Origin of the sequence: Cryptosporangium minutisporangium (genome assembly GCF_039536245.1) — a bacterium.
In the GTDB taxonomy this organism is placed as follows: domain Bacteria; phylum Actinomycetota; class Actinomycetes; order Mycobacteriales; family Cryptosporangiaceae; genus Cryptosporangium; species Cryptosporangium minutisporangium.
The window spans coordinates 147500-173810 of record NZ_BAAAYN010000047.1; the positions used below are offsets into that span (position 1 = coordinate 147500).

The 26311-nt window shown below is 70.5% G+C and carries 22 protein-coding genes and 1 pseudogene; 11 read left to right on the forward strand and 12 right to left on the reverse strand.

Annotation, left to right across the window (positions count from 1 at the left end; translation table 11 throughout):
* Positions 1-166 precede the first annotated feature (166 nt).
* A complete protein-coding gene (locus ABEB28_RS33530; RefSeq protein ID WP_345732271.1) occupies positions 167-568 on the reverse strand; it encodes a DnaJ family domain-containing protein in 402 nt (133 codons plus the stop codon).
* Positions 569-632: 64 nt separating this feature from the next.
* A complete protein-coding gene (locus ABEB28_RS33535; RefSeq protein ID WP_345732272.1) occupies positions 633-1400 on the reverse strand; it encodes a flagellar basal body-associated FliL family protein in 768 nt (255 codons plus the stop codon).
* 189 nt (positions 1401-1589) lie between these two features.
* Between ABEB28_RS33535 and ABEB28_RS33540 the strand changes: the two genes are divergently transcribed.
* The 4 genes from ABEB28_RS33540 to ABEB28_RS33555 all read left to right on the forward strand — a co-directional run bounded on the left by ABEB28_RS33540 (position 1590) and on the right by ABEB28_RS33555 (position 6496).
* A complete protein-coding gene (locus ABEB28_RS33540) occupies positions 1590-2090 on the forward strand; it encodes a mycothiol transferase (RefSeq protein WP_345732273.1) in 501 nt (166 codons plus the stop codon).
* A 9-nt stretch (positions 2091-2099) separates the two neighbouring features.
* A complete protein-coding gene (locus tag ABEB28_RS33545) occupies positions 2100-2450 on the forward strand; it encodes a TraR/DksA family transcriptional regulator (RefSeq protein ID WP_345732274.1) in 351 nt (116 codons plus the stop codon).
* A 145-nt stretch (positions 2451-2595) separates the two neighbouring features.
* Positions 2596-4866 (forward strand): ATP-binding cassette domain-containing protein, encoded by a 2271-nt coding sequence (locus ABEB28_RS33550; RefSeq protein WP_376980459.1) that lies wholly within the window; start codon positions 2596-2598, stop codon positions 4864-4866.
* Positions 4867-4882: 16 nt separating this feature from the next.
* Entirely contained in the window at positions 4883-6496 is a 1614-nt protein-coding gene (locus ABEB28_RS33555; protein WP_345732275.1) for a hypothetical protein, read from the forward strand.
* Here ABEB28_RS33555 and ABEB28_RS33560 read toward each other — a convergent pair.
* From ABEB28_RS33560 to ABEB28_RS33575, 4 genes and pseudogenes are all read right to left on the reverse strand, one after another.
* Positions 6465-7490 carry a sensor histidine kinase gene (locus ABEB28_RS33560; RefSeq protein ID WP_345732276.1) on the reverse strand — a complete coding sequence of 342 codons (1026 nt, stop codon included), beginning with the start codon at positions 7488-7490 and terminating at the stop codon, positions 6465-6467. The two genes, ABEB28_RS33555 and ABEB28_RS33560, sit on opposite strands and share 32 nt — an antisense overlap.
* Positions 7490-8211: pseudogene (locus ABEB28_RS33565) on the reverse strand (response regulator transcription factor). Before ABEB28_RS33565 ends, ABEB28_RS33560 begins: the two are co-directional and overlap by 1 nt.
* 293 nt (positions 8212-8504) lie before the next feature.
* Positions 8505-9968 carry a DUF7125 family protein gene (locus ABEB28_RS33570; RefSeq protein ID WP_345732277.1) on the reverse strand — a complete coding sequence of 488 codons (1464 nt, stop codon included), beginning with the start codon at positions 9966-9968 and terminating at the stop codon, positions 8505-8507.
* Entirely contained in the window at positions 9965-10318 is a 354-nt protein-coding gene (locus tag ABEB28_RS33575) for a response regulator (protein WP_345732278.1), read from the reverse strand. Before ABEB28_RS33575 ends, ABEB28_RS33570 begins: the two co-directional genes overlap by 4 nt.
* A gap of 462 nt (positions 10319-10780) precedes the next feature.
* Between ABEB28_RS33575 and ABEB28_RS33580 the strand changes: the two genes are divergently transcribed.
* The 3 genes from ABEB28_RS33580 (at position 10781) to ABEB28_RS33590 (ending at position 15100) form a co-directional block, all read left to right on the forward strand.
* Positions 10781-12505: a peptidylprolyl isomerase gene (locus ABEB28_RS33580; protein ID WP_345732279.1), complete on the forward strand. Its 1725-nt coding sequence runs from the start codon at positions 10781-10783 to the stop codon at positions 12503-12505.
* A gap of 121 nt (positions 12506-12626) precedes the next feature.
* Positions 12627-14651, forward strand: a complete 2025-nt coding sequence (locus ABEB28_RS33585) for a hypothetical protein (protein ID WP_345732280.1) — start codon at positions 12627-12629, stop codon at positions 14649-14651.
* Positions 14652-14656: 5 nt separating this feature from the next.
* A complete protein-coding gene (locus ABEB28_RS33590; protein WP_345732281.1) occupies positions 14657-15100 on the forward strand; it encodes a hypothetical protein in 444 nt (147 codons plus the stop codon).
* Here the strand turns inward: ABEB28_RS33590 and ABEB28_RS33595 are convergent.
* The 5 genes from ABEB28_RS33595 to cysD form a co-directional block, all read right to left on the reverse strand.
* Positions 15071-16387 (reverse strand): prenyltransferase/squalene oxidase repeat-containing protein, encoded by a 1317-nt coding sequence (locus ABEB28_RS33595; RefSeq protein ID WP_345732282.1) that lies wholly within the window; start codon positions 16385-16387, stop codon positions 15071-15073. The two genes, ABEB28_RS33590 and ABEB28_RS33595, sit on opposite strands and share 30 nt — an antisense overlap.
* A gap of 36 nt (positions 16388-16423) precedes the next feature.
* On the reverse strand, positions 16424-17098 hold the full coding sequence (locus tag ABEB28_RS33600) for a class I SAM-dependent methyltransferase (RefSeq protein ID WP_345732283.1): 675 nt from the start codon (positions 17096-17098) through the stop codon (positions 16424-16426).
* Positions 17099-17111: 13 nt separating this feature from the next.
* The gene (locus ABEB28_RS33605; RefSeq protein ID WP_345732284.1) at positions 17112-17795 is read right to left on the reverse strand and encodes an HIT family protein; all 684 of its coding nucleotides are present in this window, start codon (positions 17793-17795) and stop codon (positions 17112-17114) included.
* A 199-nt stretch (positions 17796-17994) separates the two neighbouring features.
* Positions 17995-19899, reverse strand: coding sequence for an adenylyl-sulfate kinase (cysC, locus tag ABEB28_RS33610; RefSeq protein WP_345732285.1), 1905 nt, complete (start codon positions 19897-19899; stop codon positions 17995-17997).
* On the reverse strand, positions 19899-20813 hold the full coding sequence (gene cysD, locus ABEB28_RS33615; RefSeq protein WP_345732286.1) for a sulfate adenylyltransferase subunit CysD: 915 nt from the start codon (positions 20811-20813) through the stop codon (positions 19899-19901). The genes cysC and cysD overlap by 1 nt, the downstream gene beginning before the upstream one ends.
* An 81-nt stretch (positions 20814-20894) precedes the next feature.
* Here cysD and ABEB28_RS33620 point away from each other — a divergent pair, with 81 nt between their 5' ends.
* From ABEB28_RS33620 to ABEB28_RS33635, 4 genes are read left to right on the forward strand one after another with little or no spacing between them, the layout of a single operon-like run.
* Positions 20895-21401, forward strand: coding sequence for a nuclear transport factor 2 family protein (locus ABEB28_RS33620; RefSeq protein ID WP_345732287.1), 507 nt, complete (start codon positions 20895-20897; stop codon positions 21399-21401).
* Between the two features lie 59 nt (positions 21402-21460).
* A complete protein-coding gene (locus tag ABEB28_RS33625) occupies positions 21461-22630 on the forward strand; it encodes a hypothetical protein (RefSeq protein ID WP_345732288.1) in 1170 nt (389 codons plus the stop codon).
* The gene (locus tag ABEB28_RS33630; protein WP_345732289.1) at positions 22627-23409 is read left to right on the forward strand and encodes an SDR family oxidoreductase; all 783 of its coding nucleotides are present in this window, start codon (positions 22627-22629) and stop codon (positions 23407-23409) included. The genes ABEB28_RS33625 and ABEB28_RS33630 overlap by 4 nt, the downstream gene beginning before the upstream one ends.
* Before the next feature lie 46 nt (positions 23410-23455).
* On the forward strand, positions 23456-24616 hold the full coding sequence (locus ABEB28_RS33635) for a sulfotransferase family protein (RefSeq protein ID WP_345732290.1): 1161 nt from the start codon (positions 23456-23458) through the stop codon (positions 24614-24616).
* Between the two features lie 49 nt (positions 24617-24665).
* Here ABEB28_RS33635 and ABEB28_RS33640 read toward each other — a convergent pair whose 3' ends face one another.
* Entirely contained in the window at positions 24666-26096 is a 1431-nt protein-coding gene (locus ABEB28_RS33640; RefSeq protein WP_345732291.1) for an MFS transporter, read from the reverse strand.
* Positions 26097-26311 lie beyond the last annotated feature (215 nt).

The window sequence follows — 26311 nt, forward strand, 5'->3', positions numbered from 1 at the left end:
GCCGCACCGCAGGGCGCGGGGGGCCGCGGGGGGGCGCGGGGCCGATTTTCGGGAAGAGCACCTCACGCCGCACCTCGGGAGGCGCATTTTCGGGAAGGCCACCTCACGCCGCACGCCGCGAGGCGGATTATCGGGAAGTCCGCGGTGGCCCTGGCCCGGGCGCGGGTCAGCCTGCGCGGCGCTCTTGCCAGCGCCGCACCACGCGGTCGATGTCGATCGGCATCAGATTCAGCGGCGGTCCGACCGGCGGCACCCGGATCGCCGCCCGGATCTTCTTGTTGATCGGCTCGAGCAGGTCCCAGATCTGCTGCTCGCTACGCGCCGCGTAGGCCTTGTCGAGGGCGTCCTCGACCTCTTTGCGCAGGGCGAGCGACGGCGGGACCACCGAGAGATTCTCCCGGCGCATCTTCTGCTTCACCCACCAGAGCGGGTCGGGCGGATCGTCGATACCGGGGATCGGCTTGCCCTCACCCGGCAGGTTGTCGAACTCCCCGCGCTCGATGGCCTCGCTGATCATCCGCTCGACCCACGACTCGATCGGCCCCGTCGGCCGCTCCGTTTCCGCCATGACCCCAGTGTGCCTCGGCGCGATGGGCGGAAATCCGGCACAAAGGGGTGCACGCCGCGCGGCGTCAGCTGCGGGTGACGCGGAACGACGTACAGCCGGGGGCGGTGTCGATCGTGCCGGTGATCGTCGTCGCGGTGATGCTCGTCGAGGAGATGTTGACCATCTGGTACCCGTCCGGCTGGTCGATCCAGGTCGTCCCGATGAGCACCATCCGCCCGTTGGTGACGTTGCCGCCCATCTTGTACGAGCCCTTCTTCACGCTCGGATTCTCCGACGTCGGGTAGAACTCGAACGTGGCGGCCAGCGCCTCGTCCTCGCCCTCGATCGTGAGCGTCAGCCCGGTCGCGCCCTGGCTGCAGGTGTACGTCCCCTTCCACACCCCGGCGACGCCGTCCGGCTGCTCACTGGCGGCCGACGGGCTGCCGAGCGTCGTCGTCGACGGGGCGACGCCACGAGGCTTGGTGTCCGCGGCGGCCGACTCCCCGCTCTCCTTCCCGGTGAAGTACCCGGCGCCGAAGCAGCCGGCCCCCACCACGACGAGCGCGACGATCACACCGATGATCAGTGGTAACAGGCTGCGCTTCGGTGCGGGCGCTGGCGGCGGGAACCCGGACGGCGCTCCGAACGTGCCGGGCGGTGTTCCTGCGGCTCCCGGTGCCCCGCCGAAGTTGGGCGGCGGCGGCAGGGACGAGGTCGGGTAGCCCGACGCCGGGGCGTCCGGATACGAAGGGAACCCGGCAGCCGGGAAGTTCGACGTGGGCGGCGCAGCCGGGAAACTCGCCGTCGGCGAGTAGCCCGAGGACGGCGAGGCCGGCGCACCGGAAGCCGGCATCCCCGACGAAGGCGGGGCCGACGCGGGGTAGGCCGCCGGTCCGGACGGGTAGTAAGGATCGGCTCCTGATGTGGGGGGTTGCACCCGGCTCACTCCAGATCGAGAGACGGAGGGGTCTGCGCCGGCTGGCAGCCTACAGTGTGGAGACCAGCAGGATTTATCGGAACCGAGACCGGGAAGACGCGACGGATGAACGTCAACGAGCTGCTCACCGAGGGTTACGGCCGCCTGCCGGACCTCGTCCGCTCCGCCGTCGAGGGCCTCAGCCCGGAGCAACTGCGCTGGGCGCCGGCCGAGGGTGCGAACTCGATCGGCTGGCTGGTCTGGCACCTGACCCGGGTCCAGGACGATCACGTGGCCGAAGTGCTGGGACAGGAGCAGGTGTACGCGACCGGCGACTGGCCGGGGCGCTTCGGGCTGTCCGACCCGACCGACACCGGCTACGGCCACTCCCCCGCCCAGGTCGCGGCCGTGCGGCCGGAGAGCGACCAGGTGCTGATCGACTACTACGAAGCGGTCGCCGCCCGCACGAACAAGTTCCTCGCCGGCCTGTCCCCCGCCGACCTGGACTGGGTGGTCGACGAGCGCTGGGACCCGCCGGTCACGCTCGGCGTCCGCCTGGTGAGCATCCTCGACGACGACACCCAACACGTCGGCCAGGCCGCGTACGTGCGCGGGCTGCTGCCCTAGGGCGGACCGATGGAGGCGGACCGGGATCTGATCCACCAGGTGCTCACCGAAGAGCGCGTGGACACCGCGGCCCAGATCAGCGCGCTCACCGCAGACCTCGACGGGATCATCGAGGCGGCCGCGATGGTCGCCACCGACGACGAGCACGACCCGGAGGGCACCACGATCGCGTACGAGCGGGCGCACACGGCGTCGCTGCTGTCGGCCGCGGTGACCCGCCTCGGTGAGCTGGACCGCGCGCTGGCCCGGCACGCGGCCGGCGACTACGGCCGGTGCGAGTCCTGCGGTGGCCCGATCGCGCCCGAGCGCTTGGTCGCACGCCCCGCCGCCACCACCTGCATCACCTGCGCGCGCGCCTGATCGCACCCAACCGCGGGCCGCCGCCACCACCTGCATCACCTGCCCGCGCGCCTGATCGCACGCGACCACATGCAGCAGCGCCCGCCGGCTGAATTGTCGTAGGCGGTGGCTACGGTTCGGCACACATCGATCAAGGGAGTACCGCGTGCCGTTGCCCGCCGCCGACAGCCACGACGTCATCGAGGTCCGTGGAGCGCGCGTGAACAATCTGCGCGACGTCTCGCTCGACGTGCCCAAACGTCGCCTCACGGTCTTCACCGGCGTCTCCGGCTCCGGCAAGTCGTCGCTGGTGTTCGGGACGATCGCCGCGGAGTCGCAGCGCCTGATCAACGAGACCTACACCGCGTTCCTGCAGTCGTTCATGCCGAGCATCGGCCGGCCCGACGTCGACGCGCTGCGCAACCTCTCCGCGGCGATCATCGTCGACCAGGAACGGATGGGCGCGAACTCCCGCTCGACGGTCGGCACCGCCACCGACGCCCTTACGATGCTGCGGATCGTGTTCAGCCGCCTCGGCACCCCGCACGTCGGCACGTCCAGCGCGTTCAGCTTCAACCTTCCCGAGGGCATGTGCACGGAGTGCGAGGGCATCGGCAAGGTCTCGACGATCGACGTCGCCGAGCTCGTCGACGAGACGAAGTCGCTGAACGAGGGCGCGATCACCGTTCCGAACTTCACGCCGGACTCCTGGTACTGGCGGGCGTACCCGGAGTCCGGCCTGGTCGACCCGGATCTGAAGGTGCAGGACTTCAGCCCGCAGATGCGGGAGGACTTCCTCTTCAAACCGGCCACCAAGATGAAGCTGGGCGGGATCAACACCACGTACGAGGGCCTGGTGGTGAAGGTCAAGCGCCTCTTCATCGACAAGGGCAGCGAGAGTACCCAGCCCCACGTCCGGGCGTTCGTCGAGCGCGCGGTGACGTTCGCACCGTGCCCGGCCTGCGGTGGCGCCCGGCTCAACCCGGCCGCGCTGGAGTCGCGGATCGCCGGGAAGAACATCGCCGAGTGCGCGGCGATGCAGATCAGCGACCTGGCTGACTTCGTGCGCGCGATCGACGAGGAGTCGGTGGCCCCGCTGCTGGCCACGCTCCGCCAGACGCTGGACTCGCTGGTCGAGATCGGACTCGGCTACCTCAGCCTGGATCGCGAGTCGGGCACGCTCTCCGGCGGCGAGTCGCAGCGGGTCAAGATGATCCGGCACCTCGGGTCGAGCCTGACCGACATCACCTACGTCTTCGACGAGCCCACCGTCGGCCTGCACCCGCACGACATCCAGCGGATGAACGACCTGCTCCTGCTGCTGCGCGACAAGGGCAACACGGTGCTGGTCGTGGAGCACAAGCCCGAGGTCATCGCGATCGCCGACCACGTCGTCGACCTCGGTCCTGGCGCCGGCCCGCACGGTGGAACCCTCTGTTACGCCGGTGACCTGGCCGGGCTCCGCGCGTCCGGCACGCTCACCGGACGACACCTCGACCACCGGGTGACGCTGCGGGAGAACGTCCGGAAGCCCACCGGGCACCTGCCGATCAGGAGCGCGGCCCAGCACAACCTGAAGAACGTCGACGTGGACATCCCTCTGGGCGTGCTCACGGTCGTCACCGGCGTCGCCGGCTCCGGCAAGAGCTCGCTGATCCACGGCAACCTGACAGGGCAGGAGGGCGTGGTCGTCGTCGACCAGTCGGCGATCCGCGGCTCGCGGCGCAGCAACCCGGCGACCTACACCGGCCTGCTCGACCCGGTGCGCACCGCGTTCGCCAAGGCCAACGGTGTGAAGGCGGCGCTGTTCAGCGCGAACTCGCAAGGCGCCTGCCCGAAGTGCAACGGGATCGGGCTGATCTACACCGACCTCGCGATGATGGCCGGCGTCGCGACCGTCTGCGAGCAGTGCGAGGGCAGGCGGTACACGCCCGAGGTGCTCGGCTACACCCTGCGCGGCAAGAACATCGGCGAGGTGCTCGCGATGCCGGTAGCGGAGGCCCGTGAGTTCTTCGCCGAGGGTCCCGCGTCGGCGCGGGCCATTCTCGCGCGGCTGGACGACGTCGGGCTGGGCTATCTGGGCCTGGGCCAGCCGCTGACCACCCTCTCCGGCGGTGAACGCCAGCGGCTGAAGCTGGCGATCCGGATGGCGGAGAAGGCCGTCACGTACGTCCTGGACGAGCCCACCAGCGGGCTGCACCTGGCCGATGTGGACCAGTTGCTCGGCCTGCTCGACCGCCTCGTCGACGACGGCAACACGGTGATCGTCATCGAGCACCACCAGGCCGTGATGGCGCACGCCGACTGGATCGTCGACCTCGGGCCGGGCGCCGGTCACGACGGCGGCGAGGTCGTGTTCACCGGGACGCCGGCCGAGCTGGTGCGGGCCGGGAAGACCCTCACCGCCACACATCTCCGGACCTACCTGGAGCGCTAGCGCTACCGTGTGCGCGATGAGCCGCGCGCGCCTCGGGTGGTTGCTGCTGGCACCTGGCTTCGTCGCGCTGCTCTGGACCTACCTGATCCCGACCGGCACGACGCTCGGGAACTCGGTGTGGCGGCAGCCCGCCGGGAGCGAATGGCGCCTGACTCCCAGCGGGACGGCCGAACGCGTCGAACCGCTCGAGGGCCGGCTGAACCTGGGCAACATCGAATACGTCCTCAGCTCGTCCTATCCGGAGCAGCTGGGACGCTCCGTGTTGCTCGCCGTGGTGCCGCTCGTCCTGACCCTGCTGGTGGCGCCACTGCTGGCCATGGCGGCGCAGCGCACCGGCCGGGGTGGGCGCCTGTTCACCCGGGTGCTGATCTCGGTGCCGCTGGCCGGCTACGCCCCGGTGGCCTACCTGATCGCCTGGACGTTCGGAAACACCGACGGTCGTGTCGACCGGGATCCGTCGCCGCTGGTCGCGGCGGCGGTGTGCTCGCCCGGGCCGGTGCTCGCCGTGGCGGTGACGCTCTACCTGGCGGCGTTCCGAAGGACCGGCGCGAGGCCCGGCCGTGGGCCGCGGGAACGCGCGGCGTACGTCGTCGGGGGCGTGCTGGCGCTCGCCGTGCTGGCGGTGGCGATCCAGAGTTTCACCGCCCGGCACGTGGCGGGGGGTGCGCAAGTCCCCCGACGCGGTCCGACGGGTCTGCTGCCGGCGGCGGTCCAGGCCAGCACGCACCTCCAGCCGGTGCTCTCGACGATGATGCTCGTCCCGCTGGCGGCGCTCGGGCTGCTCGCGATGTGGCTGTTGCTCGCGGCCCGGACCCGGATCGACCTCGCTCCGCCATCCCTGCCCGACCGGCGCCACCCCGGCTGGTGGCTCGTGCTGATCGTCGCGCTGGTGCTGTTCGCGGCCGTCGTCGTGGTGGCCGCGCTGCCGTGGCTGCGGACGCTGGACGACGACCCCGGCGCCGGAGACTTCTCCGCGGCCGAGATCTACCGGGACACCTGGTTACCGCCGCTGCTCTCCGCCGTGGTGAGCGTGCTGGTGGCGGCGGGCAGCGGGTACGCGCTCGGCGTCCTGCGGCCGCTGGGCGAGCGGAGCACCTCGCTGCTGTGGCTCTTCGCCCCCTGGTTGTTCGTCGGGGTGGGGCCGCTCGCGTTCGCCTACCGCGACCGGGCCGAGGGCGCCCAGCAGGCCGACACGTGGTTCGACCTGGTTCCACCGGTGTGGATATCGATCCCCGCGCTGGTGGTCTTCACACTGTTCTTCCGCGCCCGGCGCGCCGACACCGCCCCGGTGCGGTCGGCACTGCCGCTGATCGGACTCGCCGTCCTCGCGCACTGGATGCTGGGCGCCCAGGATCTGCTCTGGCCCGGGCTGGTCGGCGACAACCTCGCCGCGCCGGTGCTCGCGTTCGGAACCGCTGCGCTGGGTCAGAGCCTGGAGCTCACGCTCGGACTCGGCATGATCCTCCCGCTGCCGGTGTTCCTCGTCCTGTTCGCGCTCGTCGTGACCGCCCAGGTCGGGTACCTCGACCGGCTGACGATCCGCACCGGCCACGGCTCCGAGGAGCGCACGTCGCCCGACGGACCGGGCCCCGCGGAGTTCAGGCCGTCGGCGCGGGGATCCGGACCGTGAACTGGCAGCCGCAGTCGGTGTTGTCCACGGCGATCCGCCCGCCGTGGACCTCGACCAGCCCGTGCGCGATCGCCAGGCCGAGCCCGCCTCCGGAGCCGAGCGGGTCCTCCGGCGCGGACGGCGTCCGCGCACTCTCGCCGCGGAACGCGGTGTCGAAGACGCGCGGCAGGTCCGCGATCGGAATCCCGCCGCACTCGTCGCTCACCGCGACCCAGCCTCCGTCGTCGTCGCTGCCGCCGACGACCGTGACGACGCCCTCGGCCGGGGTGTGCCGGATCGCGTTCACCAGCAGGTTCGCCAGCACCCGCCCGAGCTCCGGCTCGCTCGCCCGGACCACTCCGTACGGCGAGGGGTCGGCGACCAGCCGCACGCCCTTGGCCTTGGCGACCGGCGCGGCGCTGGCGACCGCGTCCGAGACCACCTCTCCGAGCGGCACCTCGCCGAGCGTCAGCTGGAGCGCCCCCGCGTTGATCCGGGACAGTTCGAACAGGTCGTCGACCAGCTCGGCGATCCGGTCGGCCTCCAGCCGGATCCGCCGGTGGTAGTCGGTTCTCTCGTCGGCCTCGATGACGCCGTCCTCCAGCGCCTCGGCCATCGCACGCAGGCCGGCCAGCGGCGTCCGCAGGTCGTGCGAGACCCAGGCAACCACCTCGCGGCGGCTGCGCTCCAGCGCCTGCTCCCGCGCGCGGGCTTCGGCCGCCCAGACGCTCGCCCTGGCCAGCCGACGCCCGGCGAGCAGCGAGAACCCGAGGCTGACGACGCCCGCCACGGCCAGCACGACACCGAGCACGCCGAGGTCGTGGGCGCTGAGGAACATCGCCTCGGCCACCACGACCACCGCGGTGACCACCGACGTGACCGTGACCGTGACCAGCATGCACAGGTGCGCGGTGACCGAGCGTCCGCGGAGGAACCGCAACCCGAGCAGGCCGGCCACCGCCACCGCACCGGACGACCCGAGCGCCAGCCCACTCACGATCAGCAGGTCAGGCATCAGCCACCGGCCCGTTCGTAGCGGTAGCCGACGCCCCACGCGGTGACGATCCGGGACGGGTGCGCCGGGTCCTCCTCGACCTTCTCCCGCAGCCGACGCACGTGGACGGTCACCGTCGACTGGTCGCCGACGCTCCAGCCCCACACCTGCTGGAGCAGGTCGGCCCGGCCGAACACCCGCCCGGGATGGCGGAGGAAGTGCGCCAGCAGATCGAACTCGCGGACGGTGAGCGCGAGCGGCCGCCCGGCCAGGAACGCCGACCGCGCCGCCGGGTCCACCTGCAGGTCGCCGTCGACGAGCAGCACGGGGGTCTCGGCGGCCGGCCGGTGTGGGGCTCGGCGCAGCACCGATTGCACGCGCAGTGCCAGCTCCCGCGGGGAGAACGGCTTGGTGACGTAGTCGTCGGCACCGATCTCGAACCCGACCACCCGGTCGGCCTCCTCGCCCAGCGCGGTCAGCATCACCACCGGCACGTCCGAGGAGGCCCGCAGCCGGCGGCAGACCTCCAGGCCGGACATCCCCGGCAGCATCAGGTCGAGGACCACCAGGTCCGGTTGCTGCTCGGCCGCGAGGCGGAGCGCGGCTGGGCCTCGCCGGCCCGCGCGACCGCGAAACCGGCCCGCTCCAGGTAGCGGCTCACGACCTCGCTGACCGTCGGGTCGTCGTCGACGACGAGCACGCGGTGGCCGGTCGGCGCGGAAGGCTGGTCCACGCACCGCAGGGTAGGCGCCCGCTCGGCGGCTGCCGAGCGCGCCGGGGACGCCGTACGAGAATCGTAAGAACGAGCGCGAACGACGCGGAGCGGCGGGCGGGGCGATCCCCGCGACGTTGACGCTGTGCAGGACCTCGCCGGTGCGGCCCGGCCAGGCCACGACGCCGCGGTCGCGCCGGCCATGTTCCCGGCGAAGAGGTGCAGCCCGCCGAGCTGGACGCCGGCGTTCCGGATCGAGCGGACGAAGCGGTCGGCGTCGGACGAGGTCCGTCCGGTATGCATTCTGTATGCAGTATCCGCGATCAGCTCACTGCGCTGGTGTCATCCGTGGCCGGGATGGGGCATTCGCGGAGGACGCTCCAGCCGAGCACTCCGGTGACTTGTGTGAGTTTGCTCCCGAGGGCGACGCCGCGGTCGGCGACGTGGCAAGTGTGCACGCCGTTGTCGTGGCCGCTGTTGCGCATCTTCAGGACGTTGAGGACGCGGCCGATCTGGGCGCAGTGTTCGATATAGCGGATCTGGACGACGTTGTGGAAGAGAAACATGAGGCCGGCCAGGGGCTCTTCCATCGGCCCGAAGGTTCTGGTCTCGCTGGTGACCCAGAGGGAAGCCCCGGCGGCGCGGACGATGCCCAGGAGACTGCGTAGATAGGCGGGAAACCGGTCGGCCTCGCGTGCGGCGCGGGCCATCTCGGCCAGGCTGTCGATCACGATCCGAGTGGTCGTGCCGTCGGCGAGACGGTGACGGATCACCGCCGCCAGGACGTCGAGCTCGAGTCTGCCTACCGGCACGTGGGAAATGACCAGGTGGTCGCTGGCTCGAGCGGCTTCGAAGTCCCAGCCGAACCTGCCCGCCATGTCTACCAGTTGGTCGACGGTGTCCTGGAAGGTGATGTAGAGGCAACGCTCGCCGCTGGCCAGGCCTTCGGCGACGAAGTTGAGACAGCCGATGGTCTTACCCACGCCGGACGGCCCCAGGACGAGAGTGGCATCAGCGTGCGGTATCCCGCCGCCCATCAACGCATCCAGGCCCGGAATCCCCGACGGGACGCGCCGACCCTTGGACGCCGCGCCTTCGGGCAGGAACGACTCGACTCGGGGATACACCTGGAGACCGTCAGCAGTGATCTGCACCGTGTGAGCGCCGCTGAGATGGTTGGTGCCCCGCATCTTGACCACCCGTAGGGTGCGCCGGTCGACGGGCTCGCGGGGCTGGTGCGACAGGTGCACGATGCCGTCGGCGAGGGCGAACTCCACCCCGGTCTGCATCTCCTCGGCGGTGTACTCACCCAGCAGCAGTAGCACCGCCCCGCTATGAGCGACCCGGCTGGTCAGGTCGTAGAGCGCCATCCGCAGGGCATGGTCGCTGACGAAGTCCCGCAGCATCTTGGTGCTGTCGATCACCACCAGCACCGGCTCGTCCTCGAGGGCCCGGCGGACCACCTCGTCGATCAGCGGTTCGAGGTCATCGGTGCCGCTTCCGCGCAGCATGTCACCCAGGTGCACGTACTCGACCTCGCGACCCAGGGTCGCGGGATCGAAGAACGCAAACCCGCGCAGGTGCTCGACTAGTTTGGAATGCGGCTCGGAGAGGGTCGTGTAGTAGACGGCTTTGCGCTCGACGGTGGCGTTGGCGAAACAGATCTGCTGCGCCAGGATCGTCTTACCCGATCCGGGCGGCCCGGCCAGGACCACCACCGACCCCGCCAGTAGGCCACCACCGAGGATCAGATCCAGGTCCGCCAACCCGGTCGACAGCCGCGTCACTGGCCCTCACGCCCCTTCTGGAGTAGGCCATCGACCGCTGCGAGTAGCTCGGCGCGCCGGTAAGGCTTCGCCAGCACGGCGTCAGCGTCGGCCGCCAGCTGCCAGTCGCCGCTGACCGCCAGGATCGGAATGGCTGCGGTCGCTGGGTCGTCGTGCAACCGTCGGATGAGTTCGACGCCGCCCATCACCGGCATCATCATGTCGGTCACCACCAGGTCCGGTGGCGCCTCGTGCACCGACGCTAGAGCGGTAGCACCGTTCCCCGCCTCAGCGACCTGATGACCAGCCCGCGTGAAGAAGAGCCGCAGGAGGTACCGCAGATCCGGCTCGTCATCGACCACCAGGATCATGCCCATCGAATCCGCCCGTTCGCCACGGCAGAGTCTCCGCGGACTCAGCCCCGACCAGGATAACTACACAAGGCGCCTTAAACGGATATTTCCTCATCGTGACGGCCGGGGATAGAACGGACTTGGGTGTCGTTCGGCGCCCCTCAGACCGCGCCGGATGCCTCGGCTGGGGATCCGGGGGGCGCCGTGGTTGGGGTCTCGGCTTCGAGCAGATCGCGACGCGGCAGTGCAGCGGCGATCGGAGGGTCCGAATACGACATACGCACCCCGGCTCGGCCCAGTTTGAAGGCGATGGTCTCGGACAGCGTTCACCCCACCCGGACAGATGCTCGGCGGCTACGGCAAGGAGGTCCGGTATCCCGCGGACATCGGCCCGGCCCTGCGAAGGGCCCCGAGAGTCTGGATCGCCGAGCCTGATCAGCGTCTGGATCGACCTCGACGTCGATCGTTACCCTCCGAGCCATGCAACGCCGCGGATCTGTGCTCGGTATCGACTTCGGAACGGTGAACACGGTCGCGGCGCTCCGCCACGCCGACGGCCGCACCGAGATGTTGGTGTTCAACGGCTCGCCGCTGCTGCCGTCCGCGGTCCACTTCGGGCCCGCCGGGCAGTTCCTGACCGGCCGGGACGCCCAGCACGCCGCCCAGGTACGGCCTGAGGGCTGCGAACCGCACCCGAAGCGGCGGATCGACGACGGCACGGTGGTGCTCGGTGGGCGCGAACTGCCGGTGACCCACCTCGTCGCTGCGGTGCTCGCTCGGGTGATGGACGAGGCGCGGCGGATCGCCGGAGAGGAGCCCGGCCACGTCGTCCTCACCTACCCCGCGACCTGGCACCAGCCCCGACAGGAGGTGCTGGAGCAGGCGGCGGTGCTCGCCGGGGTCCCCGTCCCCGTGCTGGTGCCGGCGCCGGTGGCCGCGGCCGCCAGTTTCCTGACGCTGACCCGCATCCCTCTCGACGACGGGCGCGGCGTCGTCGTCTACGACGTCGGCAGCGGCACGCTCGATGCCACGGTCGTCCGGCGGACCGCGGGCAGGCTCGCGGTCGCCGCAGCGGAGCACGTCGCCGATCCAGACGGACCGGACATCGACCCGACCGTCAGCGCGACGGACACCGCGGTGCGTGCCGCGGGCCTGCCACCGGCCGGGATCGCGGGAATCTTCCTGGTCGGCGACGTGCGCCGGATGCCGCTCGCGGCCCCACTGCTACACCAGCGGTTCGGGATCGCGCCGACGGTCGCCGCGAACCCCGAGTTCGTGGTGGCGCAGGGCGCGGTCGCCGTCGACCTGCTCAGCCCCACAGCCCCGGGCCCGGAGAACCCGGCCGGGACCCCCGTCCCGGGTCAGGTTCCGCACGCCTACCCGGCGAAGCCGTCCGGGCTGGGCGCGCCGGGGTTCCGACCACCGTCCTCGCGGAGGACCACCGCCGCCTGGACGGCCGCAGTGCTCGCGGCGACCACCGTGGTGGTGGTCCTGGTGTCCGTCCTGATCGTGCAGTTCGCCGGCGACGACGGAGGCACAGCCGACGCGGCGGGCACTCCGAGCGCCACCGAAGCCACGACCACTGCGAGGAGCCGTGTCCCGGCGTCCGGACCCACGAACTGCACCTATCTGGCCGCCGACGACAGCAACGGCAGGGTCAAGGAGGTCGGGCGGCCGCCGGCGACGGACGTCCCGACGACCGGGACCCGCACCGCGACGATGGTGACGAGCCTCGGCACGATCGAGTTCACGATCGACCGGACTGCGGCGCCTTGCACCGCCAACAGCTTCGCGTACCTGGCCGGGAAGCGCTTCTACGACCGTACCTCGTGCCACCGGCTGGTGACGCAGACGATCTATGTGCTGCAGTGCGGAGATCCGTTCGGCGACAGCACCGGCGGCCCGAGCTACCGGTACGGCACCGAGAACCTCCCCACCGACCGGGAATCGCGGTACCCGGCCGGCACGGTCGCGATGGCGACGACGACGGAGCCGAACTCGGTCGGCAGCCAGTTCTTCATCGTCTACCAGGGCTTCGACGATGCCTTGCTGGATCCGCTATACACCGTGGTGGGCACGGTCACCAAAGGCCTGGACCTGATCCTGGAGGCCGCGGAGGCGGGCGTCGTGGAGCCTGGCGCGTTCGGCCCGGGTGACGGCAAGCCCAAGCGTCCCGTGGACGTCACCTCGCTGCGGGTGGCGTAGGGAGCAGGCGCCCTTCTCGACCGGGGCGTCGACGGGGGCGTAGGACACGAATCGAACCCCTCGGCATCCGTGACCGTCATAAGCTCACGCGCGACCTCGTCACCGAGCACTGGAGAGGTTCATGGGCCCGGACGCCGCTCAGCCCGCCGCCGCGCCATCCGACGAGCCGGCCGGGGTACGCGAGCAGCCCTCGGCCGCGCCGCCGAGCCGGGTCGTGACGGCGGCCGGCGCCCGAGGCCTCGGGGACTTCGACCGGGTCGCCACCGGTACGAACCCGATCGTGAACTTCCTCGGGTTCCTGGTCTTCGCCGGGCTGCTGTTCGGCGTCGCCTGGGGGCTCTCCTGGATGGGTCGCATGTGGGCGGCCCGGATCGTCGCGATCCTCTGGATCCTGGTGATCTTCGGCGCGCTGTTCGTCGTCGGGTACGCCTTCCTCCAGCTGCTCAGCGGCTTCCGCGCGGTGTACGTGTTCCGCAACGGCCTGGTCTGGACGCACAACCGCGACGTCCAGGCCGCGACCTGGACCGAGGTCGACCGCATGGTGACCACGGCCGTGCAGGGCAAGGACCCGCACGAGGCCGTGATCCACCTGCTCGACGGGCGGCAGACGCGCGTCGAGTTCACCGCCGAGAACGAGGGTGTCCGGGAACAGCTCGCTGAGACGCTCACCCGCTGGCAGCGGCCGGTCGACTTCGAGATCGCCGGGTTCACGGAGAAGGACGAGGAGCGGCAGGCGTACCGGGGCGCCGCGGCCGTCCTCGGCGTCGCCGGGCTGTTCGCGGCTCTCTTCTTCAGCTTCGTCACCAACCGGGGCTTCGGGCTGCCGATCGGCTTCTCGCTCGTCGGCGGCTTCCTCACCGTCGCGCTGGTCCTCGCCGGACTGGCGCTGCGGTTCCCGCCGCTGCGTATCGTCGCCGGGATCTTCGCTGGGATCGCGGGACTGTGCCTGATGGTCGAGGTGAACCGCTGGACCGACGTGCACTTCGTCGTGGTGACCGGCGCCGTGATCGCGTTCGAGGCCGCGCTGGTCAGCATCTGGCGGACGCTGCACCGGCAGCTGCCCGCTCCCCGCTGGTTCGGACGCCGCCGGAGCTTGGCGAAGTCCAACGGCTGGCGCTACCTGGACACCGCTGAGATCCCCGTGCCCGGCCCGAAGTCGATCGCGCACCTGATCGGGGTCCCCACCGGCGCCACGACCACCACCGGCGAGGGCGTACTCGTCGCCACCGTGAACGGTATCGAGTGCACGGTCTACGACCGGGCGCGCCGGCGTCCGCTGATGGGCGATCCGGTGCTGACGGTGTGGCAGGTCCCGCTGCCTGCCACGGTGCCCTACGCCACGCTCAAGGAACTCTCGATGCGCGACATCTCGCTCGACGAGCGCGGCGACGTGCACATCTTCGAGCCGACCCCGCCGACCCGCGCCGCACAAATCCTGGACCGGGTCATCGAGACGATCCCGGCGCAGGTCCACCCCGACTGGTGGATCGAGGGCCGCTACCTCTGCCTCGCCGAGAGCGTGGCCCCGTCCGCGACGACGATCGCTCGGCGGGCCAATTACCTGACCTACCTCGCAACCCAAACCCCGTGGCAGCAACTGGCCGATCCCGCGGTCTGGCAGCCGACCGAGCCGACCCGCTGGGACGACGACTCGGTGTTCGCACCGGCGGTCGTCGAGGCGCTGCGCCTGGCCTGCGAGGGGCGGTTCCCCGGCAGTGACCTGCACACCGCCGAGACGCTCGGCGCGCTGATCCGGGCCGACCCTTCCGCCGGCTGGGACCGTGTCTGGCAGCTGACCGGCCCACCGGAGAGCCTCAAGCTCGAGAGCGGGGTCTTCCGCACGATCGACCCCCGCCGTTCCGACAGCGCTCCCCGGCCCGCGTACCGGGGCGACGCCCTGTTCTCGCCGGAGCTGGCCAGGGCCCTACTGGTGGCCCAGGCGATCCGCGAGCGGTACGGCCTCCTGGTGATCACCACCGGCGTGCTCGCGCTCGGGCTGGTGGGGTTCCGCGGTGCGGGGGCGACCGAGGCGCTGCTCGCCGGAGGCCGGCTCAGCCACGAGCAGTTACTGGCCGAGGTGCAAGCGGCTCTCCTCGGGACGCCCCTCGACGACCTCCGCACGATCGTCCCCGCCGCACCGAACTAGGGCCCGTGTCCCGCCCCTACCGGGTGTACTTCGCGCGAGCGGTCGACGAGCTGTCGCGGCCGGCGGTCCTGGCTCAGGGCGCGACGCTGGCCGCGCGTCTGCGGCCGCTCGGCGCGGAGCTGGTCGATCCGGTCGCCGTCTGGGATCTGAGTCCGCTCGATCCCTCGCCGGGCGATCTCGTGGCCTCGGATCTCCGCACGCTGCGCACCTGCGACGCAGTCCTGATGGACATGACGATCCCGAACCGCAACTACATCGGTTGCGTCTGCGAGCTGACTTACGCGTACCTCTGGGAGATCCCGTCCGTTGTCTGGGTCGGCGACACCGGGTACGAACGACGACCGTGGCTGCGCTTCCACGCCACTGCAATCGTCCCGGACGAACACCGAGCGGTACAGGAGCTTGGCACGCTACTGCGGTCAGGTCGGCGGCCCCCGCCGACCCAGTAGCAGTTGAACGAAGAGCAGAAGCACCGGAAAGATCATGCTGAGCGCGTACTCGTGCCAGGCCAACCGCCCGAGCCAGACCAAGGCACCGCCGAGCAGCACTACGACGCCGAGCAGTCCGACGGCCCATCGCCGCGCCAACCACCGGGCTCCGTCACCGATCGCTGCCCGGGCGAGCACCGCCGTGGCCGGCCGGTTCCGTCCTCGCTGCAGCAACACCGTGCTCGGAGACAGAACGCGCAGCACGTCCGTCGACCCGCCGGGGACGAGTCGGCGGACGTCCGCGAGCGCCTCGAGGAACGGCCACACGGTCCACATCGACCGGCTCGCGACGCTGTCCCCGCCGGGCCACCGTCCGTCCAGGCTTTGGGTGGCGAGGATCGTCCGAACACTCTGCACGACGAGATCGAGCCGCACCCCGTCCGGCGCGCGGGTCAGCGCGGAGAGTGCATACGGAAGACCGGGATGCCACACCGTGCTCTGCCAGGTGAAACCCTTGACGTTGTCCTCCGCCAGCGACACGTTGTACTCCTCAGTCCTCGCGTCCTCGTCGTGGATGCGGCCAGTCTTCACGTTCCCGGCGAGCCAGGCGTATCCCGCCGCGAGTGCGTCGGTCACGTCCTCGCGCCGGCGCCGCAGCTGCAGGTCGGCGAGGGTCGTGAGCACGATCGCGGTATGGGTCACGGTCGGTGGTCCACCCGGCACCTCGCCCCACGCCCGGGCCCGGAGATCACGGCTCTGGAGCAACCACTCGACGCCGGACCGCACACCTGGGTCGAACGGCTCCGCAACCGTCAAGGCGCGGATCGCCATGGCCGTCAGCCAGATCCGGGAGGACTGCCCCCGGAACGATCCCCAGCCGCCGTCAGCGTTCTGATTGAAGAGCAGCCAGCGACCGGCACGGCGAAGGTCCGGACCGTCGGCCGCGAACGCGAGACCGGCCCGGTGCAGCAGCCACGTCACCAGGGCCGTCGCCTCAGTCACCGGTCGGCCGACGCTGGTGTTCACCGCCCAGCCGCGGTCGAGCGTCGGATCTGCGGCCGTGATCTGACGTTCGCGGAGGAACGCGAGCGCAGCCGGGAGGGGGTCGAAGTCTCGCCCGAACACGAGGAAGGCGGCGAGCCCGGCTGCGGTCGCGGACGGTCCCGGCTGATCGGCGTCGAGCCGGTGATACCAACCGGCACTTCCTGGGCTGCTCCGGTACGTGTGCCGCAGCAGCCCGAGCGCGCGCTCCACGCAGGCGTCGACCTCGCCGAAGTCGAGAGTGGGTAAGCCTCCGCGATCACTCACTCCACGGAGTGTCTCCTGTGCGGTGCGTGCTGGAGGTCAAAACGAGCGACGTGCGACCAGACGGAGGAAGTGGCTCTGCTCGGGGCTGGCGTACTGCCCGGAGTAGGAGTCGATACGGTCGATCGCCCAGTCGGCCAGCAGGTCCTTGAGTTCGTGCTCGGTGAAGAATCGTCGGATGCGGCCCTTACGCAACCACGTGTGATGCGCGAGCCGGTCTCCCTGGCCGCAGTACGGGTCGTCAACCGACTTGACGACGAGCACCAGCACGCCACCCGGCCGCAGCACACGGGCGGCCTCCAGGCAGATGGCCTGGGTGGTCGGCTCGTCGAAGTACTGGATCGCCAAATGGCTGAAGATCCCGTCGAAGGCCCGGTCCGCATAGGGCAGCGGCTCGACCAGGTCATGGCAGCGGACTCGGCCGTGCGCGTCCGAACCACCGACCCGTCGCAGCGCCTCCCGCGCCTGTCGGACCGCCACCGGCGAATAGTCCAGTCCGTGGGCATCGAGACCGCCCTGGGCAAAGGCGGCGACGTCATGGCCCTGACCGCAGCCGAGGTCCAGCACCCGGCGCGACGCAGACTCGGCGAGCAGGTCGAGGAAGACACGGCGGGACTCGCGGTGGCCCGGATCGTCTCCGGTCGCACCGCGCCGTGCGTGCCAGTCGTTCCAGAACGCGAGTTGATCCGGGAAGTGGACCGAGGTGTTAAGCATGTTCCTCAATCGATCAGGCGCTCGACGCCAGCGTTGGCGGGGATGAACGCGGGGTGCCGCACGGTTCGGATTGAAGCCCCTCGTGGGTCTTACGCAGGTTTTCCCATCCGGGACACACCGCGTAGTCCCATTCCTGCGGCCGCCCGAGTACATGAGCAATGCGACGACGGAAAAACTGGGAGACTCCGGGATCTGAAGCGAGACAGACGGCTCCGCCGGGCTCCTGATACAGGAGATAACCCTCGGCGGAATCACCCGGGGCAGTATGCACCGCCTCAGCTAACGTCGGGTAACAATCCACAGGGAGTTCGAGCGCCGTGAATGAATAGTGGCCGGGAACTATGTGGACGTGCGAGTGCACCAAACAGGCCGACCGGCGCCGACACGCCTCCTCGCACGAACCGTGCTCGAAGAGCGTCGCCGGGCCGAGACAGTCCTCCACCCGACGCCGCACCTCGGTCACGAACTGCAGGAACGTGACCTTGTCCGGACTCGGCAGGCGACGCACGGACGGCGCGTGCCGGGCCGGGGCAGCGAGTACGTAACCGGGCACCAACGACCCCACAGCCGCGATCGCCACCGCGGTACCGTCACGACGAAAAAGCGGCGTGTCGTACCAGGGAAGCGCCTCCCCCTCCTCGCAATAGGCCGCGCAGAACGGACAGTCGTCCAAAGTAGTGCGGTAGTCGATCTCCATCACAGCGGCCCCCACCGTGCGACGAGCATCCCTGCCGCAGCGCGCCACAATTTCGCTGCAAGCAATTACCGGAACGCACCGAGCGTAGCAGTCGGGTCGCTCGACGCAATATTCGCGGAAGATTGACCGTGGAATCGAACGCATGAACACAAAGTCGTGTCACTTTTCACAGTGCACACTCATCCGCTCGCCAGTCACGCTATTCAGGTAGCCCGGATGGCGGAGTCACCAGAAGAGCGGCGACGAGGGCGGCCATCGTCGTCGGATCGCCGTCGGACGGGCGGAGCACCAGGTCCGGTGACTCCGGCGGCTCGTAGGGCGCGTCAACGCCGGTCAAGCCGGGCTCGCCGCGCGCGTAGAGCCCCTTCGGATCGCGCGCCGCACAGACGTCGACCGGGGTGTCCACGAACACCTCGACGAACGGCAGGCCGGCGGCCCGGTGCCCCGCCCGCACCGCGTCCCGGTCGGCGCGGTACGGACTCACCAGCGATACCACGGCCACCGTGCCGGCGTCCGCGAACAGCCTGGCGACCTCGCCCACCCGGCGCACGTTCTCGGCCCGGTCGGCCGGGGTGAAGCCCAGGTCGGCACAGAGCCCGTGCCGCAGGTTGTCCCCGTCGAGCAGGTAGGCGGGGCGCCCGGCGGCGACCAGGCGCCGCTCCAGCTCGACCGCGACCGACGACTTCCCCGACGCCGGCAGTCCGGTGAGCCACACGGTGGCTCCGCGCGATTCACGTTCGGCGCGTGTCACCCCGGAGGCGTGCCACGTCACCGCAGGCGATGTTGTCACCGTCGGCGATGTCACCGAGGGGGACCGGGCCGGCACCGCGGCGGACGATGCGGGCAGGGGCGGAGCCGCCGGTCCGGTGAGCATCCCGGCCGCGACGGTCTCGTTCGTCACCTCGTCGACCAGGATGAAGCCGCCGGTCGCCCGGTTGCGCCGGTACGGGTCGAACGCCAGCGGCTGCTGCGTGTGCAGACGCACCCGGCCGATCTGGTTGAGCCGCAGGTCGGTCGCGGCCGGATCCCGATGCAGCGTGTTCACGTCCAAGCGGTACTCCAATGCGCTGACCTGCGCCCGCGTCTGGAGGGTGGTGTGCCGCAGGACGTACCGGCCACCGACCGTCAGCGCGCTGCGCTCGGCGAACCAGCAGAGCATCGCGTCGAGGTCAGACCCCACGTGCGGCCGGTTCCCCGGCCGGCACAGCAGGTCACCCCGGCCGACGTCGAGGTCGTCGGCGAGTTCCAGCGTGACCGCCTGGGGCGCGAACGCTTCCTCCAGCCGGATGCCGCCCGGCGCCCAGATCGCCCGGACGGTGGTCGCGAACCCGCTCGGTAGCGCGACGACCTCGTCCCCCGCCCGCATGACCCCGCCGCCGAGCGTGCCGGAATAACCGCGGAAGTCCCCGGAGCGGATCACGTACTGCACCGGGAACCGGACGTCGATCAGGTTCCGGTCGGACGCGACGTGGACCTGCTCCAGGTGGTGCAGCAGCGGCAACCCTTCGTACCAGGGCATGTTCACGCTGCGGTGGACGACGTTGTCGCCGTGCAGTGCGGCGACCGGGATGACGCTGAGGTCGTGCACGTCCAGCCGGGCGGCGAAGCGCTCGAAGTCGGCGCTGATCTCGTCGAACCGCTCGGCGGAGAACCCGACCAGGTCCATCTTGTTGACGCAGAGCACCACGTGCGGGACGCCGAGCAGGCTGGCCAGGAACGCGTGCCGCCGCGACTGCTCGGTCAGCCCCTTCTCCGCGTCCACCAGGATCAGCGCCAGGTCCGCGTTGGACGCCCCGGTCACCATGTTCCGGGTGTACTGGACGTGGCCCGGCGTGTCGGCGACGACGAACGAGCGCTTCGGCGTCGCGAAGTAGCGGTAGGCGACGTCGATCGTGATGCCCTGCTCGCGCTCCGCCCGCAACCCGTCGGTGAGCAGCGCGAGGTTGAGTTCCTCACCGCGGTCGCGGCTGGCCTGCTCGACCGCGGCGAGCTGGTCGGTGAACGTCGACTTCGAGTCGTAGAGCAGCCGGCCGACCAGCGTGGACTTGCCGTCGTCGACGCTGCCGGCGGTGGCGATGCGCAGGGTCCTGGGTGCGCGCGACATCAGAAGTACCCCTCCCGCTTGCGGTCTTCCATGCCGGCCGCGGAGATCCGGTCGTCGGCCCTGGTCGCGCCGCGCTCGGTGATCCGGCTGGCGGCGATCTCGGCCACCACGTCGTCCGGGGTGGCGGCCGTCGACGTGACGCAGCCGGTGCAGGTGGCGTCGCCGACCGTGCGGAACCGGACCGTGGCCTCGGCGGGCTCCTCGCCGTCGAGCAGCGTCAGGAACCGGGTGTGCGCGAGCAGCATGCCGTCCCGGGCGACGACCGGCCGGCGGTGCGCGTAGTAGAGCGACGGCAGCGCGATGCCCTCGTCCCGGATGTAGCGCCAGATGTCCAGCTCGGTCCAGTTCGACAGCGGGAACACCCGGATGTGCTCGCCGGGGCGGTGGCGGCCGTTGTAGAGATTCCACAGCTCCGGGCGCTGCCCGCGCGGGTCCCACTGACCGAACCGGTCGCGGAAGCTGAACACCCGCTCCTTCGCCCGCGCTTTCTCCTCGTCCCGCCGGGCGCCACCGAACACCGCGTCGAACCGGTGCTCGGCGATCGTCCGCAGCAGGGTCGTCGTCTGCAGGCGGTTGCGGCTGGCGGCCGGTCCGTGTTCCTCGACCGCGGCTCCGCTGTCGATGTCGTCCTGGACCTTCCCGACGATCAACCGGACGCCGAGCCGCTGCACGGTCTCGTCCCGGAAGGCGATGACCTCGTCGAAGTTGTGGCCGGTGTCGACGTGCAGGACACCGAACGGCAGCGGAGCGGGCGAGAAGGCCTTCACCGCGAGGTGCAGCATCACGACGGAGTCCTTGCCCCCGGAGAACAGCAGCACCGGACGCTCGAACGTCGCCGCGACCTCACGGACGATGTGGACCGACTCGGCCTCCAGCGCCTCCAGGTGCGTCATCTCATACGTTCCGGTCGTCATGGTCTCCTCCGGGAAGAGCGTGGCCTTCCGAATTAGAACAGGTTCTTGTGCTGAGGTGAAGTAAGCGGGAGGCTGTGGGGCATGGAGAGCCGCACACTCGACTACCTGCTCACGCTGGAGGACCTCCGCCAGCTGAAGTACCGCTACCTGCGTAGCGTCGACCACAAGTTGTGGGACGAGCTAGCCGACACGCTGACCGAGGACGCGGTCGCGGACTACGGCACGCCCGCGATGGGCGGTGACAACCTATTACTGACCGGCCGGACCGCGATCGTGGAGTTCATGCGGAAGAACCTCGGCCCCGGGCTGATCAGCGTTCACCTGGCGGGGCAGCCCGAGCTCTCGGTGAACGGCGATCAAGCGACCGGCACCTGGGGGTTCTCCGACCTGATCATCGCGCCGGAGTACAAGGTCGTCATCCAGGGCGCCGCCTTCTACGAGGACACCTACCGGCGCGGCGACGACGGAGTGTGGCGGATCAGCCGCACCGGCTACACCCGCACCTACGAAGCGTCGATGTCACTCGACGACCTGCCGAGCTTCCGGCTGACCGCGAACCGCTGGGCGGACGCGACAGCGAACCCGTGAACGTTGACGGCTGATCAGAACGCGTTCTAGTGTTCGTCCACCTCGTGGAAGGGGGTCCGGTGCTGACGCAGCCGTTTGCGGACGCCATCGCCGAAGCCGAGAAGATCATCGCCGACGCGCCGCACGTCCGTACCGAGCAGGACCTGCTCGAGGGGTACGAGTACCTGGCCGGAAGCATCAAGGCGTCCCTGCACATGGCGTGGGCGTACGACCGCGACTTCCCGTTCTTCGCGGAGTCGACCGGGCCGTATCACAAGATGGGCCTGGACAATCCGGACACGCTCTACTTCCACGCGAACCTCCGGGACGACGCCGAGTACGTCGTCACCGGGCGGCGGGGCACCACCCGCGACCTGAGCTTCCAGGTGCTGTCCGGTGACTACTCCCCCGCCGAGGTGCCGGACAGCCCGGCCGCGTTCGACGACCGGTCGATCGACATCGCCGACGACGGGACGTTCGAGCTGCGGTTCGGTCCGGAGCCGGCGGCCGGGCGGCGCAACTACGTGACGCTGGCCAAGGGCGCCTCGATGCTCGCCGTCCGCGAGGTCTACAGCGACTGGGGCGCCGAGGAACGCGGGGTGCTGAGCATCCGCCGGGCCGGCCTGGCCGGCGCCGCACCCACCCCGCCCACCGCCGAGCAGATGCGCAAGCGGTACCAGGTGGCCGGGAAGATGCTGCTCTCCCGGTTACGCACCTGGCTGCAGTTCCCGGAGTGGTTCTACCTGAAGCTGCCGGTCAACACGATGACCGAGCCCCGGCTCACGCCGGGCGGCCTGTCCACCCAGTACTCCGCGGTCGGGCACTACGAGCTTCCCGACGACGTCGCGATGGTGGTCACCGTCCCGAAAGCCGACGTGCCGTACCAGGGAATGCAGCTCGGGAGCCGGTGGTACGTCTCGCTCGACTACGTCAACCACCAGACGAGCCTCACCGCCGATCAGGCCAAGGTGGACCCGGACGGACGGATCCGGTTCGTGATCAGCGAGCGAAATCCCGGGCTGACGAACTGGCTGGAGCGCACCGGCCACGACCGCGGCTTCGTCCAGATCCGCTGGCAGCGGGTGTCGCAGGCACTCACCGCCGAGGACGGCCCGACCGTCGACCTGATTCCGGTGGACGAGCTGCCGGAGCGGCTGCCGTTCCACGCCGACCAGCGCATCACGCCGACCGACTGGGCCGCGCGGATCGCGGCCCGGCAGGACGGGTTCGCCGTCAGGATGCTCGGATGACCGGCCTCCTGACCGACAAGGTCGTCGTCGTCTCCGGAGTCGGGCCGGGCCTGGGCCGGTCGATCGCTCTGCGCAGCGCGGCGGCCGGTGCGGACGTCGTCCTGGCCGCCCGCACCGAGGCCCGACTGGTCGAGGTCGCGAAGGAAGTCACCGCGCTGGGGCGACGGGCGGTGACGTTCCGGACCGACGTGCGCTCGGAGTCCGACACCGAGGCGCTGGTCGAAGGTGCGCTGACGGCGTTCGGGCGGGTCGACGCGTTGGTGAACAACGCGTTCGCGATCCCACCGCTGGAAGATCTGCTCGACGTCGACCTGGACGGGATCCGGCGTGGCTTCGAGACCAATGTGCTGGCCGCGCTCGCGCTCACCCGGCGGTTCCTCCCAGCGCTGCAGGACAGCGCGGGCGCGGTCGTCATGATCAACTCGGCCGTCCTGCGGCACTCCCGCCGCACGTTCGGCCCCTACAAGATGGCCAAGGCCAGCCTGCTGGCACTGGCGCAGAACCTCGCCACCGAGCTCGGCCCACGCGGTGTCCGGGTCAACTCGGTGGCCCCCGGTTACATCTGGGCCGACAACCTGAAGTGGTATTTCAACTACCTCGCCGAGCAGCGCGGCGTCACCCAGCAGGACATCTACGACGAGACCGCGGCCGACCTCGATCTGCGCCGGCTGCCCGAGCCGGACGAGATCGCGGACGCGGTCGTCTTCCTCGCCTCGCCGATGGCCCGCGGCATCACCGGCCAGTGCCTCGACGTCAACTGCGGCGAGTTCCACCACTGACCACGTTGGCCGGCGGCCAACCACTGACCTCAACGAGGAGGCACCCATGGTCGGCCGCGAACGGGTCGGCACCGTCGAGGATCTGCACGCCTCGGCCACGAAAATCACCGGCCTCACCGACTTCGGCGACGACGACTACCAGGAGGGCTTGGCCGTCCTGCTGGAGTCGTACGCCGCGGATGCCGCGCTGACGCCGCTCGGCAACGCGGTGAAGCGGTCGTTCCTCCGGGGCGCGCTGGTCGCCCGGCTGCTGAGTGAGACGGCGTGGAAGCAGTACCCGGAGTACGCGGCCGTACCGATCGAGCGGCCGATCTTCGTCACCGGTCTGCCCCGCACCGGCACCACCGCACTCCACCGGCTACTCACCGCCGACCCGGCCCACCAAGGCCTCGAGATGTGGCTGACCGAGGCGCCGCAGCCCCGCCCGCCCCGTGACACCTGGGACGACAACCCGCTCTACCAGCGGCTGCAGTCCGCCTTCGAGCAGCACCACGTCGAGCACCCGGAGTTCATGGGCCTGCACTACATGTCCGCCGACCAGGTGGAGGAGTGCTGGCAGCTGCTCCGGCAGTCGATGGAGTCGATCTCGTTCGAGTGCCTGGCGCACCTCCCCCGGTACTCGGCCTGGCTGGCGCAGCGCGACTGGCTCGCGGCCTACCAGCGGCACCGGCGCAACCTGCAGTTGATCGGAGTGCGCGACGCGGGCAAGCGCTGGGTGCTGAAGAACCCGAGCCACCTGTTCGCGCTCGACGCGCTGTTCGCCGCGTACCCGGACGCGCTGGTGATCCAGACCCACCGCGCGCCGCGCACCGGGATGGCGTCGATGTGCAGCCTCGCGCAGGCGGCCAGCGAGGGCTGGTCGACGGTGTTCCGGGGTGAGGTGGTCGGCCACGACCAGCTCGAGCTCTGGTCGCGCGGGCTCGACCGGTTCCGCGCCGACCGGACGAAGTACGACGCGGCGCAGTTCTACGACGTCGAGTACGAAGACTTCGTCGCCGACCCGATCGGCACCGCCGAGCGGGTGTACACGCACTTCGGCCTCGATCTGACCGACGACGCCCGCGCCGCGATGGCGGCGCTGCACGCGGAGTCCAAGACCGGCGCCCGCAAACCCGCGCACCGATACACGCTCGACGACTTCGGCCTCACCCCGGAGCAGGTCGACGAGCGGTTCCACGACTACCTCGCCACGCCCCGAAGCTCGTAGGAACCTGTCCAGCTGTCGACGTATGGGGCGCGCCCGATACGTCGTCCGATCAGTCCGTACGGCGGGGCAGCAGCAGGCAGAGCAGCGCGCCGGTCGCCGCCGCGACCGCCGCGACCACGTAGGCCAGCCGGAACGCGCCGAGCCCGCTCGGCAACGCCCCGCCGCCGTCGGTCAGGAACGCGTCGGCGAGCAGCACCGCCATCACCGCGCTGGAGAGCGAGGTGCCGAGCGACCGCATCAGCGTGTTCAGGCCGTTGGCCGCCGCGGTCTCGCCGAGCGGCACGTTCTGCATGATCAGCGTCGGCATCGCGGCGTAGGCCAGCGCGACGCCGAGCCCGGTCACCGTGCCGACGAGGACGACCTGCCAGGTCGCGTGCATGAGGAACGACGCGGTCCCGAACGCGGCTGCGAGCACCCCGGCGCCGACCATCAGCGTCGTCCGGGCCCCGCGGGCGGCCGACAGCCGGGCGGAGAGCGGCGACGCGACCAGCATGACCAGCCCGCTGGGCGCCATGCACAGCCCGGCGGCCAGCATCGACTGGCCGAGCCCGAACCCGGTGCTGGTCGGTGCTTGCAGCAGCTGCGGCAGGATCATCACGCTGGCGTACATCGAGAATCCGATCATCACCGACGCGAGGTTGGTCACCAGCACCGGCCGGCGCATGGTCGTCCGCAGGTCGACCAGAGGTCCGGAGCGGCGCAGCTCGTAGAGCACCCACACCGGGACGACGACCGCGACCACCCCCGCGAGGCCGAGGATCGGGGCGCTGGTCCACCCCCAGGCGTTCCCCTTCGAGATGACCAGCAGCAGCGCGGTCAGCCACACCGCGAGGCCGAGCATGCCGAACACGTCGAACCGGCCGCCGGGGCGCAGGCCCGACTCCGGGACGGTGACCGCCACCGCGATCAGCGCGAGCAAGCCGATCGCGGCCGCGCCCCAGAACAGCACGTGCCAGTCGAGGTGTTCGGCGACCAGCGCCGAGGCGGGCAGGCCGATCGCCGCACCGGTGCCCATCGTCGAGCTCATGAACGCGATCGCCGAGCCCTGCTTCTCCGCCGGGAGGATGTCTTTCATCAGGCTGATGCCGAGGGGGATCGCCCCGGAACCGGCGCCCTGCAGCACCCGGCCGACGACCATCAGCGCCAGCGAGCTGCTGAGCGCGGAGAAGACCGCACCGACGACCAGCAGGCCGAGCGAGATCAGCATCATCCGGCGCTTGCCGAACATGTCCCCGAGCCGGCCGGCGACCGGGGTCGCGACCGAGCCGGCGAGCAGCGTCGCGGTGATCACCCAGGTCGCGTCGGTGGGGGCCGCGTCCAGCAGGTTGGGCAGGCTCGGGATCAGCGGGACGACGATCGTCTGCATCACGGCGGCGACCAGGCCACCGCTGGCCAGCACCGGAACGATGAACCGCGGCGTCGCGGCGGCCTCCGGCCGGGCGTCGGACCGGGCGCTCGGCCGCAGCATCTCGTTCACCACGCCGCGTTCCCCCACAGGGTTTGGTTGTTGAAAGCAACAACAAGCTAACATGGCGCTCGGCGGCTGTCGACATCCTTACCGCGAGCCTTTCCGGAACGAATCGACTGCTCGAACGACGCCGATCTGGTCGCTCCCGACGGGCTTCTCGCCCGCTAAACCCCCGGAAAGTGAACGTTTGGCGAACACTGGATGCACTCTGCACGCGAATGCTGTCA

Excerpts from the sequence above, each read along its gene's own strand:
- ABEB28_RS33540 (WP_345732273.1), top strand. The coding sequence starts at position 1,590 with ATGAACGTCAACGAGCTGCTCACCGAGGGTTACGGCCGCCTGCCGGAC.
- ABEB28_RS33575 (WP_345732278.1), bottom strand. The coding sequence starts at position 10,318 with ATGATCCTGGTGGTCGATGACGAGCCGGATCTGCGGTACCTCCTGCGG.
- ABEB28_RS33600 (WP_345732283.1), bottom strand. The coding sequence starts at position 17,098 with ATGCTTAACACCTCGGTCCACTTCCCGGATCAACTCGCGTTCTGGAAC.
- ABEB28_RS33555 (WP_345732275.1), top strand. The coding sequence starts at position 4,883 with ATGAGCCGCGCGCGCCTCGGGTGGTTGCTGCTGGCACCTGGCTTCGTC.
- ABEB28_RS33620 (WP_345732287.1), top strand. The coding sequence starts at position 20,895 with ATGGAGAGCCGCACACTCGACTACCTGCTCACGCTGGAGGACCTCCGC.
- cysD (WP_345732286.1), bottom strand. The coding sequence starts at position 20,813 with ATGACGACCGGAACGTATGAGATGACGCACCTGGAGGCGCTGGAGGCC.
- ABEB28_RS33585 (WP_345732280.1), top strand. The coding sequence starts at position 12,627 with ATGGGCCCGGACGCCGCTCAGCCCGCCGCCGCGCCATCCGACGAGCCG.
- ABEB28_RS33535 (WP_345732272.1), bottom strand. The coding sequence starts at position 1,400 with ATGCCGGCTTCCGGTGCGCCGGCCTCGCCGTCCTCGGGCTACTCGCCG.
- ABEB28_RS33630 (WP_345732289.1), top strand. The coding sequence starts at position 22,627 with ATGACCGGCCTCCTGACCGACAAGGTCGTCGTCGTCTCCGGAGTCGGG.
- ABEB28_RS33605 (WP_345732284.1), bottom strand. The coding sequence starts at position 17,795 with ATGGAGATCGACTACCGCACTACTTTGGACGACTGTCCGTTCTGCGCG.
- ABEB28_RS33580 (WP_345732279.1), top strand. The coding sequence starts at position 10,781 with ATGCAACGCCGCGGATCTGTGCTCGGTATCGACTTCGGAACGGTGAAC.
- ABEB28_RS33560 (WP_345732276.1), bottom strand. The coding sequence starts at position 7,490 with ATGCCTGACCTGCTGATCGTGAGTGGGCTGGCGCTCGGGTCGTCCGGT.
- ABEB28_RS33635 (WP_345732290.1), top strand. The coding sequence starts at position 23,456 with ATGGTCGGCCGCGAACGGGTCGGCACCGTCGAGGATCTGCACGCCTCG.
- ABEB28_RS33530 (WP_345732271.1), bottom strand. The coding sequence starts at position 568 with ATGGCGGAAACGGAGCGGCCGACGGGGCCGATCGAGTCGTGGGTCGAG.
- ABEB28_RS33545 (WP_345732274.1), top strand. The coding sequence starts at position 2,100 with ATGGAGGCGGACCGGGATCTGATCCACCAGGTGCTCACCGAAGAGCGC.
- cysC (WP_345732285.1), bottom strand. The coding sequence starts at position 19,899 with ATGTCGCGCGCACCCAGGACCCTGCGCATCGCCACCGCCGGCAGCGTC.